The sequence below is a fragment of the Streptococcus mitis genome (assembly GCF_002096895.1).
Taxonomy (GTDB): domain Bacteria; phylum Bacillota; class Bacilli; order Lactobacillales; family Streptococcaceae; genus Streptococcus; species Streptococcus mitis_AH.
Genome location: NZ_NCVI01000018.1, coordinates 141,575 through 158,145 on the forward strand (window position 1 = coordinate 141,575; position 16,571 = coordinate 158,145).

Consider the following 16,571-nt stretch of genomic DNA (forward strand, 5'->3'; position numbering starts at 1 on the left):
TGAAGTGTTAGAAAAACAGGTTTCATTTGCCTGGAAAGGAAAAATTATGTCTGAAAAGAATTTTTATATTACAACACCGATTTACTATCCATCTGGTAAACTTCATATCGGTTCTGCCTACACAACCATCGCTTGTGATGTCCTAGCCCGTTACAAACGCCTCATGGGCTACGATGTCTTTTATCTGACAGGTCTTGATGAGCACGGTCAAAAGATTCAACAAAAAGCAGAAGAAGCTGGTATCACACCCCAATCCTATGTTGATGGGATGGCAGTTGGAGTTAAAGAACTCTGGCACTTACTAGATATATCATACGATAAATTTATCCGCACAACTGATGACTACCATGAAAAAGTTGTCGCACAAGTCTTTGAACGCTTGCTGGCTCAAGATGACATCTATTTGGGTGAATATTCTGGTTGGTATTCAGTTTCAGATGAGGAATTCTTTACAGAAAGCCAGCTTGCAGAAGTTTTCCGTGACGAAGCTGGAAATGTAACTGGTGGTATCGCTCCATCAGGTCACGAAGTGGAATGGGTATCTGAAGAGTCTTATTTCCTTCGTCTTAGCAAGTACCAAGACCGTCTAGTAGAATTTTTCAAAGCTCATCCTGAATTTATCACTCCAGATGGTCGTCTGAATGAAATGCTTCGCAACTTTATCGAGCCAGGTTTAGAGGATTTGGCGGTTTCTCGTACAACCTTTACATGGGGTGTGCCAGTGCCATCTAATCCTAAACACGTTGTCTACGTTTGGATTGATGCCCTTCTTAACTATGCGACAGCTCTTGGCTACGGTCAAGATGAACATGGTAACTTTGACAAGTTCTGGAATGGAACAGTCTTCCACATGGTAGGAAAAGACATCCTTCGATTCCACTCAATCTACTGGCCAATCCTTCTTATGATGCTCGATATCAAATTGCCAGATCGTCTGATTGCCCATGGTTGGTTTGTCATGAAAGACGGCAAAATGTCTAAGTCTAAAGGAAATGTCGTTTACCCTGAAATGTTGGTAGAGCGTTATGGACTAGATCCGCTTCGTTACTATCTCATGCGTAGCCTTCCAGTTGGTTCAGACGGAACCTTCACTCCAGAAGACTATGTAGGCCGTATCAACTATGAATTGGCCAATGACCTTGGAAACCTCCTTAACCGTACGGTTTCCATGATTAACAAATATTTTGATGGTCAAGTCCCTGCATATGTAGAAGGCGTGACTGAATTTGACAATGCCCTTGCTGACGTTGCAGAACAATCAATCGCTGACTACCACACCTACATGGAAGCAGTTGACTACCCACGTGCACTTGAAGCAGTCTGGACTCTCATATCTCGTACTAACAAATACATCGACGAGACAGCTCCATGGGTCTTGGCTAAGGATGAAGCACTCCGTGACCAATTGGCAAGTGTCATGAGTCACTTGGCAGCCAGCCTTCGTGTTGTAGCTCACTTGATTGAGCCATTTATGATGGAAACCAGTCGTGCAGTCTTGACTCAACTTGGTTTAGCAGAAGTTTCTAGCCTTAAAAACCTGAACTTGGCGGACTTCCCTGCAGGTGTAACTGTAGTTGCTAAGGGAACACCAATCTTCCCACGTCTCGATATGGAAGAAGAAATCGCCTATATCAAAGAACAAATGGAAGGCAATAAGCCAGCTGTCGAAAAAGAATGGAACCCAGACGAAGTCGAACTCAAACTCAACAAAGAAGAAATCAAGTTTGAGGACTTTGATAAGGTTGAAATCCGTGTCGCAGAAGTCAAAGAAGTTTCTAAAGTAGAAGGTTCAGATAAGTTGCTTCAATTCCGCTTAGATGCTGGTGATGGTGAAGATCGTCAAATCCTCTCAGGAATTGCCAAATACTATCCAAACGAACAAGAATTGGTCGGAAAGAAAGTTCAAATCGTTGCCAACCTCAAACCTCGTAAGATGATGAAGAAATATGTCAGCCAAGGTATGATCCTATCAGCTGAACATGATGGAAAATTAACCCTTCTCACAGTTGATCCAGCTGTACCAAATGGAAGTGTGATTGGGTAAAAGTAAAAGATCAACGTTATGTACATCTGCCAGAACGAATACAAAGTCCTTAGACTACAAGTTTCTAAGGGCTTTTCTTTGTTGACTAAACTGAGATTTTCATTGATGGAATTTGTATTAAGTTCGCATACAATAACCACAAATATACTCACTAAGTTCTAGACAAGTAAGCTGGGTTCATGAGTGGAAACTGGAAGTTGAGATTGGCTTGGATCTGAAAAAAACGGGGAAAAAGCCGCTTGACCCTCATACGTTGAAAAGTCATGTGGAAGTTGCTTTTAGAACTTACCATTATTTTTCTATCTTTATTAGAATGATTTCTAATGTAGAAGTATAATAGATTTTTTGGTATAATAAAAGTTATGGAAATTGAAAAAACCAATCGTATGAATGCGCTCTTTGAGTTTTATGCGGCGCTTTTGACAGACAAGCAAATGAATTATATAGAGCTCTACTACGCTGATGATTATAGCCTTGCTGAGATTGCTGAAGAGTTTGGTGTCAGTCGTCAGGCTGTCTATGATAATATCAAGCGGACAGAAAAGATTCTGGAAGATTATGAGATGAAATTGCACATGTACTCGGACTACATTGTCCGTAGTCAGATTTTTGACCAGATTTTGGAGCGCTATCCCAAGGATGACTTTCTGCAGGAGCAGATAGAAATTTTAACAAGCATTGATAATAGAGAATAAGAGGAAGAAAAATGGCATTTGAAAGTTTAACAGAACGTTTACAGAACGTCTTTAAAAATCTACGTAAAAAAGGAAAAATCTCTGAGGCGGATGTTCAAGAAGCGACCAAAGAGATTCGCTTGGCCTTGCTTGAAGCCGACGTTGCTTTGCCTGTTGTAAAGGACTTTATCAAGAAGGTTCGTGAACGTGCAGTCGGGCATGAAGTCATTGATACCCTTAATCCTGCGCAACAAATTATTAAAATCGTTGATGAGGAATTGACGGCTGTTTTGGGTGCTGATACGGCAGAAATTATCAAGTCACCTAAGATTCCGACGATTATCATGATGGTCGGTTTGCAGGGGGCTGGTAAAACAACTTTTGCAGGTAAATTGGCCAACAAACTCAAGAAAGAAGAAAATGCCCGTCCTTTGATGATTGCGGCGGATATCTATCGTCCTGCTGCCATTGATCAGCTTAAAACATTGGGGCAACAGATTGATGTTCCAGTCTTTGCACTTGGGACAGAAGTACCAGCTGTTGAGATTGTTCGTCAAGGTTTGGAGCAAGCCCAAACTAATCATAACGACTATGTCTTGATTGATACGGCAGGTCGTTTGCAGATTGATGAGCTTCTCATGAATGAGCTTCGTGACGTGAAAGCATTGGCTCAACCAAACGAAATTCTCCTTGTCGTTGATGCTATGATTGGTCAAGAAGCTGCCAATGTTGCGCGTGAGTTTAATGCTCAGTTAGAAGTGACTGGGGTTATCCTTACCAAGATTGATGGGGATACTCGTGGTGGTGCGGCTCTATCTGTTCGTCACATTACTGGAAAACCAATCAAGTTCACTGGTACGGGTGAAAAGATTACCGACATTGAAACCTTCCACCCAGATCGCATGTCTAGCCGTATCCTTGGTATGGGGGATATGCTCACTTTGATTGAGAAAGCTTCTCAGGAATACGATGAGCAAAAAGCTCTTGAAATGGCTGAGAAGATGCGTGAAAACACCTTTGATTTCAATGATTTCATCGATCAGTTGGATCAGGTGCAAAACATGGGACCAATGGAAGACTTGCTCAAGATGATTCCAGGTATGGCCAACAATCCAGCCCTTCAAAACATGAAGGTGGATGAACGCCAGATTGCGCGCAAACGTGCTATTGTGTCTTCAATGACACCTGAAGAACGTGAAAATCCAGATTTGTTAAATCCAAGCCGTCGTCGTCGTATTGCCGCAGGTTCTGGAAATACTTTTGTAGAAGTCAATAAATTCATCAAAGACTTTAACCAGGCTAAACAGCTCATGCAGGGTGTCATGTCTGGGGATATGAACAAAATGATGAAGCAAATGGGGATCAATCCAAACAACCTTCCTAAAAATATGCCAAATATGGGAGGAATGGATATGTCTGCCCTTGAAGGAATGATGGGACAAGGTGGGATGCCTGACTTGTCAGCTCTCGGAGGGGCAGGAATGCCAGATATGAGCCAGATGTTTGGTGGCGGACTCAAAGGTAAAATTGGTGAATTTGCTATGAAACAGTCTATGAAACGGATGGCGAATAAAATGAAAAAAGCGAAGAAGAAACGCAAGTAAGACAAAAGATTGATGCCAGTCTCATTTGATGAGAAAATGAAGTAAATATTTCTATGAAAAACTGTATAGAATCAAGGTTTTTGAACACTTGATTCTATGCTTTTTTGTTATGTAACTATCAGTCATATAACAAAATAACTAGCCTTTCTAGACTAGTTATTCTCAAGATAAAATTCAAAACGTTCGCCTACATACTGACTTTTTACGTATTCAAAAGCTGTCCCATCTTCTAGGTAGGAAACTTGGGTCAGTCCAAGAATAGCATGTCCTTTTTCAACTTCCAAATAGTGGGCAATTTTTTCTTTAGCGAGACGAGCATAGATAGTCTGCTGTGATTTGCCAATACGATAGCCATGTTTTTGTAGAGTTTGGAAGAAATGATTGGTGATTTCTTCTTTCTTAAAATCTTTAATGAATTTTTCAGGAATAGAAGCAACTTCATAAACCAGAGGGACTTGGTCGGCATAACGAACACGTTCCATTCGGATAATATTTTCCGTAGGAGAAATTCCTAGCTTGGCAACTTCCTGCTCATTGGGAATGGTTTTTCTGTAGGAAATGAGTTGGCTAGAGGGGACTTTACCTTGGGACTTAACAATTTCAGTAAAACTGGTTGTCCCTCGCATCTTTTCTTGTACTCGAGTACTGGAAACAAAGGTGCCACTTCCTACGCGGCGCTCTAAGACGCCTTCTTCGACTAATAGAGATACAGCTTGGCGGAGAGTCATGCGACTAACCGCAAACTGCTCTGCTAAATCTCGTTCACTGGGAAGTCTCTCACCAATGGCCCAACGATGTTCGTCAATATCCTTTTTAATCTGATCATGGATTTTCATATAAGCGGGTAGCATATTTTTCACTTCATTTCTATCTTTTCTCTATTGTACCCCAATAAACTAGAAAAAGTCAAACTTCGCCTTGTTTAGTTGGTAATTCGCCCTTATTTGTGATAGAATATTGAAAAAAGATATTTCTTTTGAGAAAGGAAAAAGATGAGCAACATTTCAACTGATTTGCAAGATGTAGAAAAAATCATCGTATTGGACTATGGTAGCCAATACAACCAGCTGATTTCACGCCGTATCCGTGAGATTGGTGTTTTTTCAGAACTAAAAAGCCATAAAATTTCAGCTGCTGAAGTTCGTGAAATCAACCCTGTAGGAATCATCCTTTCAGGTGGTCCAAACTCTGTATACGAAGATGGTTCATTTGATATTGACCCAGAAATCTTCGAACTTGGAATTCCTATTTTGGGAATTTGTTATGGTATGCAGTTATTGACCCATAAACTTGGAGGAAAAGTTGTTCCTGCAGGTGATGCTGGAAATCGTGAATACGGTCAATCAACTCTTACTCACACATCATCAGCTCTTTTTGAATCAACACCAGACGAGCAGACTGTTTTGATGAGCCATGGTGATGCGGTTACTGAAATTCCTGCTGACTTTGTTCGTACAGGTACATCAGCTGACTGCCCATACGCAGCCATCGAAAACCCAGATAAACACATTTACGGTATCCAATTCCACCCTGAAGTTCGCCATTCTGTATACGGGAATGACATCCTTCGTAACTTTGCCCTTAACATCTGTAAGGCTAAAGGCGACTGGTCAATGGATAACTTCATTGATATGCAGATCCAAAAAATTCGTGAAACCGTCGGTGATAAACGTGTCCTTCTTGGTCTATCAGGTGGGGTGGACTCATCTGTCGTTGGAGTTCTTCTCCAAAAGGCTATTGGCGATCAATTGATCTGTATCTTCGTAGACCACGGTCTTCTTCGTAAAGGAGAAGCGGATCAAGTTATGGAAATGCTTGGTGGTAAGTTTGGTTTGAATATCGTCAAAGCAGACGCTGCTAAACGTTTCCTTGATAAACTTGCTGGCGTTTCTGACCCTGAACAAAAACGTAAAATCATCGGTAATGAGTTTGTATATGTATTCGATGACGAAGCAAGCAAGCTCAAAGATGTGAAATTCCTTGCTCAAGGAACTCTTTATACAGACGTTATCGAGTCTGGTACGGATACCGCTCAGACAATCAAGTCACACCACAACGTGGGTGGTCTTCCAGAAGACATGCAGTTTGAACTGATCGAACCATTGAACACTCTCTATAAAGACGAAGTTCGTGCCCTTGGTACAGAGCTTGGTATGCCAGACCATATCGTATGGCGCCAACCATTCCCAGGACCAGGACTTGCTATCCGTGTCATGGGTGAAATCACTGAAGAGAAACTTGAAACCGTTCGTGAATCAGACGCTATCCTTCGTGAGGAAATTGCTAAAGCAGGTCTTGACCGCGATATCTGGCAATACTTCACAGTGAACACAGGCGTTCGTTCAGTCGGTGTTATGGGTGACGGTCGTACATATGACTACACGATTGCAATCCGTGCTATCACCTCTATCGATGGTATGACAGCTGACTTTGCAAAGATTCCTTGGGATGTCCTTCAAAAGATTTCTGTACGTATCGTAAACGAAGTGGACCACGTTAACCGCATCGTCTATGATATTACAAGTAAACCACCTGCAACAGTTGAGTGGGAGTAAATCTATAAATACTTTACTCTTATAGTAAATGAAAAATAAGGATTTCGAGAGAACAAAATCGTTCTCTCTTTTTTTAGCTGAATATTTTAAGTAAAAGGTTAAGCTATTCTTTCATAAAACAAGACAGAATGGTTGCCTCCAAAGTCTCATCATAAGAGAACAGTTATATTCTCTGGATCTACTTTTGAGATGGTAAAAATAGATATACTGATATCCATTCCTTTTATCATATCCTTGATTTCTTAAGTTTTAAAGACAGTTTAATCAGGATTCCTTTTATATATCGATTAAGAAATAAATAATCTGTCTTGAATCCTACCATAGATGTATAAAGAGTCATTTTGTTTTTTTGTTTTGTATCAGTATCAATCCGTTCTGATATTGTTTTTTGAATTTTAGAAAATTCTAGTACAGTAGTTAGGAAGTTTTTATAAATTTATTGTATTTAATTCTTGAGTTGATACCTTTACTTTTTTAGTTAATTATGTAATAATATTAACAATACAAATAAATGAAAGTTGGTGTTTCTATTGCATAAAGCAGTAAAACAAGAAAAAGGTCATGGCTATCTCCGTAAAACTAAGTTAGGTTTGTTAAGTGGTATTATCCTAACGACTGCTTTAGGGAGTTTATTTTTAAATGGGATTGTAAGCGCTGACGAACAACCAAATTCAAGTACACCTCCTAATGCAGCACAGACTCCTCCTAGCGAAACTGTGGTTCAAAGTGAGTATGAAACGAGTACAACACATACGGTAAAAGAAACCGAGTTAAAAGCTAAAGTTGAAGAAGTAAAAGCTTTAGGGGTTAAGGTTACAGAAACACCCACTGAAAATGTAGGTGTTGCAAATAGTTCTTCTGAGGTTACACATTTACGCGCAACTGCTGAAGAAAAAGTAGATGCTCAAATTCGTGATTTAGAGTCTGCAAAAGCTGAACAAGAACAAGTGAAAGCGGATAGAGTTAAGATTGATGAGTTTAAAAATACTTTTATTAATGCTAATTATATCAAAGTAAAAGCTAGATTAGTTTCTCAGGTAAATAGTCGAGATATTGATGAAGATGTCTCGAAAGAAGCTTCAGTTAGTCCAATTACATCAAGTAATGGGGAACTTCATTACTTGAAAGCGAATGAATTGGAGTTAACTGATTCTCAAGGTTTGTATAATGCAGTATCGAAACCAACTACTGAGGAAGTTACAGAAACATTTATTAAGGTACCTGCTCGAATTGGAATTACAGATAAATATGCAACAAATCGTGTGAATATCGGGTATCCTGCTCGTATAGTGGAACTAACTCCAAACACTGTGTATAGTTACACCATCACACCTCGTTCAGATAGTGTTTTATCTAGTATTTACGGTATCGGTAGTATTGAGACAACTGCTAAATTTGAGTATACACTACCTGAAAAAACCAAACTTTACGCTACATTTAGCAGTAAACCTGTTGAGACTCATGTAATTATTAAAAACTTAACTCGACGTGCTGAAAATCATACTGATTTCATTGGTTACACTCGAACTTATACTTATAAGGATAAGCAAGGAAATATTATTCCAATTAAAGATTTATATGCGAAATTCTTAGATGTCCAAGGTTTTAAGGGGAAAGGGGTTATAACGTCTTCTGATATTCCAAAATCTAAATTATCCGAGTTTGAATTACGTTCAGTTGGTGCTGATTACACTTATAGACAAGAAACATCTTTACTTGGAGAAAATACAATTTCTCAAAAAGAGTACATTGCTAGTAAAGTAGTTCCTAATAAACGTAATCAGTTTACACCTCGCATTGTTTATGCATCAAATCTCCAAAGAGTTGAATTGACAGATACAGAAAAAGCAATCAACGGTGTGTCTCGCACTTTCCATACTGTTACTTATACAGAAGTTCAAAACAAAGGTTTAGTGACTCAGAAGTTTGTAAACGAACAAGGTGTTGAAATTGCACCTAGTGTTAAATCTGAACTTAAAGAAGTAGGTTCTGAGGTATCTTTAACTCATCCGACCGATTTGGACTTTGAGAACAAGCGTTATACCTTTAAAGAACAAGACAAACAAGATATTACAGAGATTGTGAAAGGTGAAACTGTCATTACCTATGTGTATAAACAGAAGTATGAGAATAACTTACCACCTGTAGAAACAGAAACAAAAATTCCAATTACAACAACTTATGTAGAAGACAAAACAATCGACTATGGTACGGAAATTGTTGAATCGAACGGTAGCGAAGGTAAAATTGTAACTACAACACCTAAAATTGTGAATGAACTTGATGGTATTGTAGCTGACGGTAAGCCGACTGAAAAAGAAACTCCTATGGTACCAAAAGTGGTTAAAGTAGGTACTAAACCAACAGTTGTAGAAACAACTACTCCATATACAACACGTTATGTAGAAGATAATACAAAAGATAAAGACTATCGAGAAGTAACAAGAACTGGTAAAGCTGGTAAAACAACTACTACAACAACTTATACCTTAAATCCTAATACAGGTGCAGTAACATCGAACGAACCAACCACGATTACTGAAGAAGCAGTAGAAGAAGTTATTATAGTAGGTACGAAACCAACAGTTGTAGAAACAACTACTCCATATACAACACGTTATGTAGAAGATAATACAAAAGATAAAGATTATCGTGAAGTAACAAGACCTGGTAAAGCTGGTAAAACAACTACTACGACAACTTATACCTTGGATCCTAATACAGGAGCAGTAACACCGAATGAACCAACCACGATTACTGAAGAAGCAGTAGAAGAAGTTATCACAGTAGGTACGAAACCAACAGTTGTAGAAACAACTACTCCATATACAACACGTTATGTAGAAGATAGTACAAAAGATAAAGATTATCGTGAAGTAACAAGACCTGGTAAATCTGGTAAGACAACTACTACGACAACTTATACCTTGGATCCTAATACAGGAGCAGTAACACCGAATGAACCAACCACGATTACTGAAGAAGCAGTAGAAGAAGTTATCACAGTAGGTACGAAACCAAAGGTTGAGGCACCAAAGGTTGAAACGCCAAAAGTTGAAACACCAAAGGTTGAAACGCCAAAGGTTGAAACACCAAAGGTTGAAACGCCAAAAGTTGAAACACCAAAAGTTGAAACACCAAAGGTTGAGTCACCAAAGGTTGAGTCACCAAAGGTTGAAACGCCAAAAGTTGAAACACCAAAAGTTGAAACACCAAAGGTTGAAACGCCAAAGGTTGAGACACCAAAGGTAGAAGTACCAAAATCAAAGACACCAACTGAACAATCGACAAAAGAAACTTCACAAATTCCGACTTCTGTAGCAAGTAAGAGAGAGGAATTGCCTAATACAGGTACAGAAGATCATGCTAATCTTGTAGTCTTAGGACTTCTAGGAGTTTTGAGTGGATTTGGATTTCTTGCACACAAGAAAAAAGAAGTGGAGAAATAGTTTTTTCTAACCTATATTAGAAAAGGGCTCACATCTGTGGGCTTTTTCTCTTTGACAATCTTTTTGCTTTAATAATCTAAAAGATTAGAATTGTCAAAACAATCTGTCTAGGGTTGATTTTATCGCTTATTTACTATAAAATGAGAAGGAAAAACGTCAAACTTTTATATTGCAAATAGGAGAAAACATGACAAAAACATTAAAACGTCCAGAGGTTTTATCACCTGCAGGGACTTTAGAGAAGCTAAAGGTAGCTGTTCAATATGGAGCAGATGCTGTCTTTATCGGTGGTCAGGCCTATGGCCTTCGTAGCCGTGCCGGAAACTTTACTTTCGAACAGATGGAAGAAGGTGTCCAGTTTGCGGCCAAGTATGGTGCTAAGGTTTATGTGGCTGCCAATATGGTTATGCACGAAGGAAATGAGGCTGGTGCTGGTGAGTGGTTCCGTAAACTACGTGATATCGGAATCGCGGCAGTTATCGTGTCTGACCCAGCCTTGATTATGATTGCAGCGACTGAAGCGCCTGGTCTTGAAATACACCTCTCTACCCAAGCAAGTGCGACTAACTATGAAACACTTGAGTTCTGGAAAGAACTAGGTTTAACTCGTGTCGTTTTGGCGCGTGAGGTTTCAATGGAAGAATTGGCAGAAATTCGCAAACGTACAGATGTTGAGATTGAAGCCTTTGTTCATGGAGCCATGTGTATTTCTTACTCTGGTCGTTGTACTCTTTCAAACCACATGAGTATGCGTGATGCTAACCGTGGTGGTTGCTCTCAGTCTTGTCGTTGGAAGTACGACCTTTACGATATGCCATTTGGGAAGGAACGTAAGAGTCTTAAAGGTGAAATTCCTGAAGAATTTTCAATGTCAGCCGTTGATATGTCCATGATTGACCATATCCCAGATATGATTGAAAACGGTGTGGACAGTCTCAAGATTGAAGGACGTATGAAGTCTATTCACTACGTATCAACAGTAACAAACTGCTACAAGGCAGCTGTTGATGCTTATCTAGAAAGTCCAGAGAAGTTTGAAGCTATCAAGCAGGACTTGATTGATGAAATGTGGAAGGTTGCCCAACGTGAATTAGCAACAGGTTTCTACTATGGTACACCATCTGAAAATGAGCAGTTGTTTGGTGCTCGTCGTAAAATTCCTGAGTATAAGTTTGTCGCTGAAGTGGTTTCTTACGATGATGCGACACAAACAGCAACCATTCGCCAACGGAACGTCATTAACGAAGGGGACCAAGTTGAGTTTTATGGCCCAGGTTTCCGTCATTTTGAGACTTATATCGAAGATTTGCATGATGCTAAAGGAAATAAGATCGATCGCGCTCCAAATCCAATGGAACTATTGACTATCAAGGTTCCACAACCTGTTCAAGCTGGAGATATGGTTCGAGCTCTCAAAGAAGGTCTCATCAATCTTTATAAGGAAGATGGAACCAGCGTCACAGTTCGTGCTTAATAAATATGTAGGGGACGAAAGCTTTCTAGTTGCTTTCCCTTTAATCCTATTTACTAAAAGAACATTAGGTTAAAAAAATATATTAATTTCCATCCGAGATGTCATCTCGGATTTTTTCATTATTTTTCAGAAAGACCTAGATAATAGACGGATTTATTACAAGTTTTTTCCAAAATTTTCTATATAATAGACTTAAAAATAGTAAAATTGTAAATAATTTTCATTAAACGCTTTCAATGTTAGTAAAAAGTTGACAAATCCAATTTTTAGGACTAAACTAAGTAAGTAAATTTTAATTAAAAGGAGAATTCGTCATGAATTTAACATTTTTCGGTCTATGTCTTGCCTGTATGGGTGTATCTCTTGGTGAAGGTTTGTTGATGAACGGTTTGTTGAAATCAGTTGCTCGCCAACCAGATATCATCTCAGAACTACGTAGTTTGATGATCCTAGGGGTTGCCTTTATTGAAGGTACTTTCTTCGTTACTCTTGTCTTTTCATTTATCATCAAATAAAAGAAGTATAAATTGAAAAAGGGAGGATTTTAGATGGAAGAAAGTATTAATCCAACCATCAATATTGGTCCTGTTACCTTTAATTTAACCATAGTAGTTTTGACTTTGTTGACTGTAGCACTTATTTTTGGCTTTATTTATTGGGCAACTCGAAATATGACTTTGAGACCCACAGGAAAACAAAATGTATTAGAGTATTTATTTGATTTTGTTGTTGGATTTACAAAATCAAACCTTGGTCCAATGATAAAGGATTATTCTCTCTTTTATTTCTGTTTATTCCTATTTATGGCCATTGCAAATAATATTGGCTTAATGGCTAGAATTCAGACTACAGATGGTGTAAATCTTTGGACCTCACCAACAGCAAATTTGTCATTTGACTTGGTCTTGTCTTTTACAATTATCTTAATGACACACGTAGAAGGAATTCGTCGTCGTGGAATCAAAAAGTATTTAAAAGCATTTGTAACACCAGGTTTTATGACACCAATGAATCTTTTGGAAGAAGTTACCAATCTCCTTTCACTTGCATTGCGGGTCTTTGGTAATATCTTTGCAGGGGAAGTGATGGCAAGTATGTTAGTCCTACTTTCTCATCAGGCCTTCTATTGGTATCCTATTGCTTTTGGAACAAATCTAATCTGGACTGCATTTTCTGTTTTTATTTCTTGTGTACAAGCATATGTATTTACATTGTTATCTTCAATGTACCTAGGAAATAAAATTAATGATGAAGAATAGAAAGGAGTAGTTTATGAATGTAACAGTAGGTGAATTACTTGGTGATTTTATACTAATCGCTGGTTCCTTTATTCTCTTGCTAGTCTTGGTTAAGAAATACGCTTGGTCAAATTTGACTAGCATTTTCGAACAAAGAGCAGAAAAAATTGCAGCAGATATTGACGGAGCTGAACAAGCACGTCAAAAAGCAGAAGTATTGGCTCAGAAACGCGAAGATGAATTGGCTGGTAGCCGTAAAGAAGCTAAGACAATCATTGAGAATGCGAAAGAAACAGCTGAGAAAAGCAAAGCTAGTATTTTAGCAGATGCTAAGCTAGAAGCAGGACGCTTGAAAGAAAAAGCGAACCAAGAAATTGCTCAAAATAAAGCTGAAGCTTTACAAAGCGTTAAGGGTGAGGTAGCAGATTTGACAATCAGCCTGGCTGGTAAAATCATCTCACAAAACCTTGACGGTCATGCCCATAAAGAACTCATTGATCAGTATATCGATCAGTTAGGAGAAGCTTAATGGACAAGAAAACAGTAAAGGTAATTGAAAAATACAGCATGCCTTTTGTCCAATTGGTTTTAGAAAAAGGAGAAGAAGACCGTATCTTTTCAGACTTAGCTCAAATCAAGCAAGTTGCTGAAGAAACAGGTTTACCTTCTTTTTTAAAAAAAGTGGCAGTAGACGAGTCTGATAAGGAAAAAACAATTGCTTTCTTCCAAGACTCTGTGTCACCTTTATTGCAAAACTTTATCCAGGTTCTTATCTACAATCACAGAGCAAATCTTTTTTATGATATTCTTGTAGATTGCTTGAACCGACTTGAAAAAGAAACAAATCGATTTGAAGTGACGATTACGTCAGCTCATCCTTTAACTGATGAACAGAAGAGTCGCTTGCTCCCTTTGATTGAGAAAAAAATGTCTCTTAAAGTAAGGAGTGTAAAAGAACAAATCGATGAAAGTCTTATTGGTGGTTTTGTCATTTTTGCCAATCACAAGACAATTGATGTGAGTATTAAACAACAACTTAAAGTTGTTAAAGAAAATTTGAAATAGAAAGTGGTGTTCTTTTGGCAATTAACGCACAAGAAATCAGCGCTTTAATTAAGCAACAAATTGAAAATTTCAAACCCAATTTTGATGTGACTGAAACAGGTGTTGTAACCTATATCGGGGACGGTATCGCGCGTGCTCACGGACTTGAAAATGCCATGAGTGGAGAGTTGTTGATTTTTGAAAACGGCTCTTATGGTATGGCTCAAAACTTGGAGTCAACAGATGTTGGTATTATCATCCTAGGTGACTTTACAGATATCCGTGAAGGCGATACAATCCGCCGTACAGGGAAAATCATGGAAGTCCCAGTAGGTGAAAGTCTGATTGGACGTGTTGTGGATCCGCTTGGTCGTCCAGTTGATGGTCTTGGAGAAATCCACACTGATAAAACTCGTCCAGTAGAAGCGCCAGCTCCTGGTGTTATGCAACGTAAGTCTGTATCAGAACCATTGCAAACTGGTTTGAAAGCTATCGACGCCCTTGTACCGATTGGTCGTGGTCAACGTGAGTTGATTATCGGTGACCGTCAGACAGGGAAAACAACCATTGCAATTGATACAATCTTGAACCAAAAAGGTCAAGATATGATCTGTATCTATGTTGCGATTGGACAAAAAGAATCAACAGTTCGTACGCAAGTAGAAACACTACGTCAGTACGGTGCCTTGGACTACACAATCGTTGTGACTGCCTCTGCTTCACAACCATCTCCATTGCTTTTCCTAGCTCCTTATGCTGGGGTTGCCATGGCGGAAGAATTTATGTACCAAGGGAAACATGTTTTGATCGTTTATGATGATCTTTCAAAACAAGCGGTAGCTTATCGTGAACTGTCTCTCTTGCTTCGTCGTCCTCCAGGTCGTGAAGCTTTCCCAGGGGATGTTTTCTACCTTCACAGCCGTCTGCTTGAGCGCTCAGCTAAAGTTTCTGATGAACTTGGTGGTGGATCGATTACAGCCCTACCGTTTATCGAGACACAAGCAGGAGATATCTCTGCCTATATTGCAACCAACGTGATTTCAATCACTGATGGACAAATCTTCCTTGGTGATGGTCTCTTCAATGCGGGTATTCGTCCAGCCATCGATGCAGGTTCATCTGTATCTCGTGTAGGTGGTTCTGCACAAATCAAAGCCATGAAAAAGGTTGCTGGTACACTTCGTATCGACCTTGCTTCATACCGTGAGTTGGAAGCCTTCACTAAGTTTGGTTCTGACTTGGATGCGGCAACACAGGCTAAGTTGAACCGTGGACGTCGTACAGTTGAAGTCTTGAAACAACCTGTTCACAAACCATTACCTGTTGAGAAACAAGTAACCATTCTCTATGCTTTGACACATGGTTTCTTGGATACTGTTCCAGTAGATGATATTGTTCGTTTCGAGGAAGAGTTCCATGCCTTCTTTGACGCTCAACATCCAGAGATTTTAGAAACCATTCGTGATACAAAAGACTTGCCAGAAGAAGCAGTCTTGGATGCTGCGATTACAGAGTTTCTCAATCAAACCAGCTTCCAATAAGAATAGAGGTGTCAGATGGCAGTATCTCTAAATGATATTAAAACAAAAATCGCCTCAACAAAAAATACGAGTCAAATCACTAATGCCATGCAGATGGTATCAGCTGCTAAGCTAGGTCGTTCTGAAGAAGCTGCTCGCAATTTCCAAGTTTATGCTCAGAAAGTTCGTAAACTTTTGACGGATATTCTTCATGGGAATGGAGCTGGTAGTTCAACCAATCCGATGTTGATTAGCCGTCCAGTTAAGAAGACAGGCTATATCGTCATTACATCAGACCGAGGTTTGGTTGGAGGTTATAATTCTTCTATTTTGAAAGCCGTTATGGAGCTGAAAGAAGAATACCATCCAGATGGTAAAGGTTTTGAAATGATCTGTATCGGTGGAATGGGAGCTGATTTCTTTAAAGCTCGTGGTATTCAACCACTTTATGAACTACGTGGCTTGGCAGATCAACCAAGCTTTGATGAAGTTCGTAAGATTATTTCAAAAACTGTTGAAATGTACCAAAATGAACTTTTTGATGAACTCTATGTCTGCTATAACCATCATGTCAATACGCTAACTAGTCAAATGCGTGTGGAACAAATGCTTCCGATTGTTGACTTGGATCCAAATGAAGCAGATGACAGTTACAGCTTGACCTTTGAATTGGAAACTAGCCGAGAAGAAATTTTGGAGCAGTTGTTGCCTCAGTTTGCAGAAAGTATGATTTACGGTGCTATTATCGACGCTAAGACAGCTGAAAATGCTGCGGGTATGACAGCCATGCAAACAGCGACAGATAATGCTAAGAAAGTCATTAATGATTTGACAATCCAGTATAACCGTGCCAGACAGGCGGCGATTACACAAGAAATTACAGAAATCGTAGCAGGAGCTAGTGCCTTAGAATAGCCACTAGTCTAGCTCGTATGAAAATGAACTTAGGACCTAGGTAAGCTAGGAACC

13 protein-coding genes are annotated in these 16,571 nt (G+C 39.2%); 12 read left to right on the top strand and 1 reads right to left on the bottom strand.

Annotation, left to right across the window (positions count from 1 at the left end; all coding sequences use genetic code 11):
• Positions 1 to 46 precede the first annotated feature (46 nt).
• The 3 genes from metG to ffh all read left to right on the top strand — a co-directional run bounded on the left by metG (position 47) and on the right by ffh (position 4,322).
• Positions 47 to 2,044, top strand: coding sequence for a methionine--tRNA ligase (gene metG / locus B7697_RS03570; protein ID WP_084950388.1), 1,998 nt, complete (start codon positions 47 to 49; stop codon positions 2,042 to 2,044).
• Positions 2,045 to 2,406: 362 nt separating this feature from the next.
• Positions 2,407 to 2,739, top strand: coding sequence for a putative DNA-binding protein (locus tag B7697_RS03575; RefSeq protein ID WP_000402066.1), 333 nt, complete (start codon positions 2,407 to 2,409; stop codon positions 2,737 to 2,739).
• An 11-nt stretch (positions 2,740 to 2,750) separates the two neighbouring features.
• A complete protein-coding gene (gene ffh / locus B7697_RS03580; protein WP_084950390.1) occupies positions 2,751 to 4,322 on the top strand; it encodes a signal recognition particle protein in 1,572 nt (523 codons plus the stop codon).
• Between the two features lie 152 nt (positions 4,323 to 4,474).
• On the opposite strand, the gene B7697_RS03585 is transcribed toward ffh, so the two are convergent.
• The gene (locus B7697_RS03585) at positions 4,475 to 5,173 is read right to left on the bottom strand and encodes a GntR family transcriptional regulator (RefSeq protein ID WP_084950392.1); all 699 of its coding nucleotides are present in this window, start codon (positions 5,171 to 5,173) and stop codon (positions 4,475 to 4,477) included.
• 141 nt (positions 5,174 to 5,314) lie between these two features.
• Here B7697_RS03585 and guaA point away from each other — a divergent pair, with 141 nt between their 5' ends.
• From guaA to B7697_RS03630, 9 genes are all read left to right on the top strand, one after another.
• Positions 5,315 to 6,877 carry a glutamine-hydrolyzing GMP synthase gene (guaA, locus tag B7697_RS03590; protein ID WP_084950394.1) on the top strand — a complete coding sequence of 521 codons (1,563 nt, stop codon included), beginning with the start codon at positions 5,315 to 5,317 and terminating at the stop codon, positions 6,875 to 6,877.
• 530 nt (positions 6,878 to 7,407) lie between these two features.
• Positions 7,408 to 10,326 (top strand): G5 domain-containing protein, encoded by a 2,919-nt coding sequence (locus B7697_RS03595; RefSeq protein ID WP_275655548.1) that lies wholly within the window; start codon positions 7,408 to 7,410, stop codon positions 10,324 to 10,326.
• A gap of 187 nt (positions 10,327 to 10,513) precedes the next feature.
• Positions 10,514 to 11,800: a peptidase U32 family protein gene (locus tag B7697_RS03600; protein WP_000169065.1), complete on the top strand. Its 1,287-nt coding sequence runs from the start codon at positions 10,514 to 10,516 to the stop codon at positions 11,798 to 11,800.
• A gap of 314 nt (positions 11,801 to 12,114) precedes the next feature.
• The gene (locus tag B7697_RS03605) at positions 12,115 to 12,315 is read left to right on the top strand and encodes a F0F1 ATP synthase subunit C (RefSeq protein ID WP_001054558.1); all 201 of its coding nucleotides are present in this window, start codon (positions 12,115 to 12,117) and stop codon (positions 12,313 to 12,315) included.
• A 33-nt stretch (positions 12,316 to 12,348) separates the two neighbouring features.
• Positions 12,349 to 13,059, top strand: a complete 711-nt coding sequence (atpB, locus tag B7697_RS03610) for a F0F1 ATP synthase subunit A (RefSeq protein ID WP_000392870.1) — start codon at positions 12,349 to 12,351, stop codon at positions 13,057 to 13,059.
• Between the two features lie 13 nt (positions 13,060 to 13,072).
• Positions 13,073 to 13,567, top strand: coding sequence for a F0F1 ATP synthase subunit B (gene atpF, locus B7697_RS03615; RefSeq protein ID WP_001103468.1), 495 nt, complete (start codon positions 13,073 to 13,075; stop codon positions 13,565 to 13,567).
• Positions 13,567 to 14,103, top strand: a complete 537-nt coding sequence (locus B7697_RS03620) for a F0F1 ATP synthase subunit delta (protein WP_004256581.1) — start codon at positions 13,567 to 13,569, stop codon at positions 14,101 to 14,103. The genes atpF and B7697_RS03620 overlap by 1 nt, the downstream gene beginning before the upstream one ends.
• Before the next feature lie 14 nt (positions 14,104 to 14,117).
• On the top strand, positions 14,118 to 15,623 hold the full coding sequence (atpA, locus tag B7697_RS03625) for a F0F1 ATP synthase subunit alpha (RefSeq protein WP_000996629.1): 1,506 nt from the start codon (positions 14,118 to 14,120) through the stop codon (positions 15,621 to 15,623).
• 15 nt (positions 15,624 to 15,638) lie between these two features.
• Entirely contained in the window at positions 15,639 to 16,517 is an 879-nt protein-coding gene (locus tag B7697_RS03630; protein WP_000301224.1) for a F0F1 ATP synthase subunit gamma, read from the top strand.
• Positions 16,518 to 16,571: the final 54 nt, after the last annotated feature.

Excerpts from the sequence above, each read along its gene's own strand:
- metG (WP_084950388.1), top strand. The coding sequence starts at position 47 with ATGTCTGAAAAGAATTTTTATATTACAACACCGATTTACTATCCATCT.
- B7697_RS03575 (WP_000402066.1), top strand. The coding sequence starts at position 2,407 with ATGGAAATTGAAAAAACCAATCGTATGAATGCGCTCTTTGAGTTTTAT.
- ffh (WP_084950390.1), top strand. The coding sequence starts at position 2,751 with ATGGCATTTGAAAGTTTAACAGAACGTTTACAGAACGTCTTTAAAAAT.
- B7697_RS03585 (WP_084950392.1), bottom strand. The coding sequence starts at position 5,173 with ATGCTACCCGCTTATATGAAAATCCATGATCAGATTAAAAAGGATATT.
- guaA (WP_084950394.1), top strand. The coding sequence starts at position 5,315 with ATGAGCAACATTTCAACTGATTTGCAAGATGTAGAAAAAATCATCGTA.
- B7697_RS03600 (WP_000169065.1), top strand. The coding sequence starts at position 10,514 with ATGACAAAAACATTAAAACGTCCAGAGGTTTTATCACCTGCAGGGACT.
- B7697_RS03605 (WP_001054558.1), top strand. The coding sequence starts at position 12,115 with ATGAATTTAACATTTTTCGGTCTATGTCTTGCCTGTATGGGTGTATCT.
- atpB (WP_000392870.1), top strand. The coding sequence starts at position 12,349 with ATGGAAGAAAGTATTAATCCAACCATCAATATTGGTCCTGTTACCTTT.
- atpF (WP_001103468.1), top strand. The coding sequence starts at position 13,073 with ATGAATGTAACAGTAGGTGAATTACTTGGTGATTTTATACTAATCGCT.
- B7697_RS03620 (WP_004256581.1), top strand. The coding sequence starts at position 13,567 with ATGGACAAGAAAACAGTAAAGGTAATTGAAAAATACAGCATGCCTTTT.
- B7697_RS03630 (WP_000301224.1), top strand. The coding sequence starts at position 15,639 with ATGGCAGTATCTCTAAATGATATTAAAACAAAAATCGCCTCAACAAAA.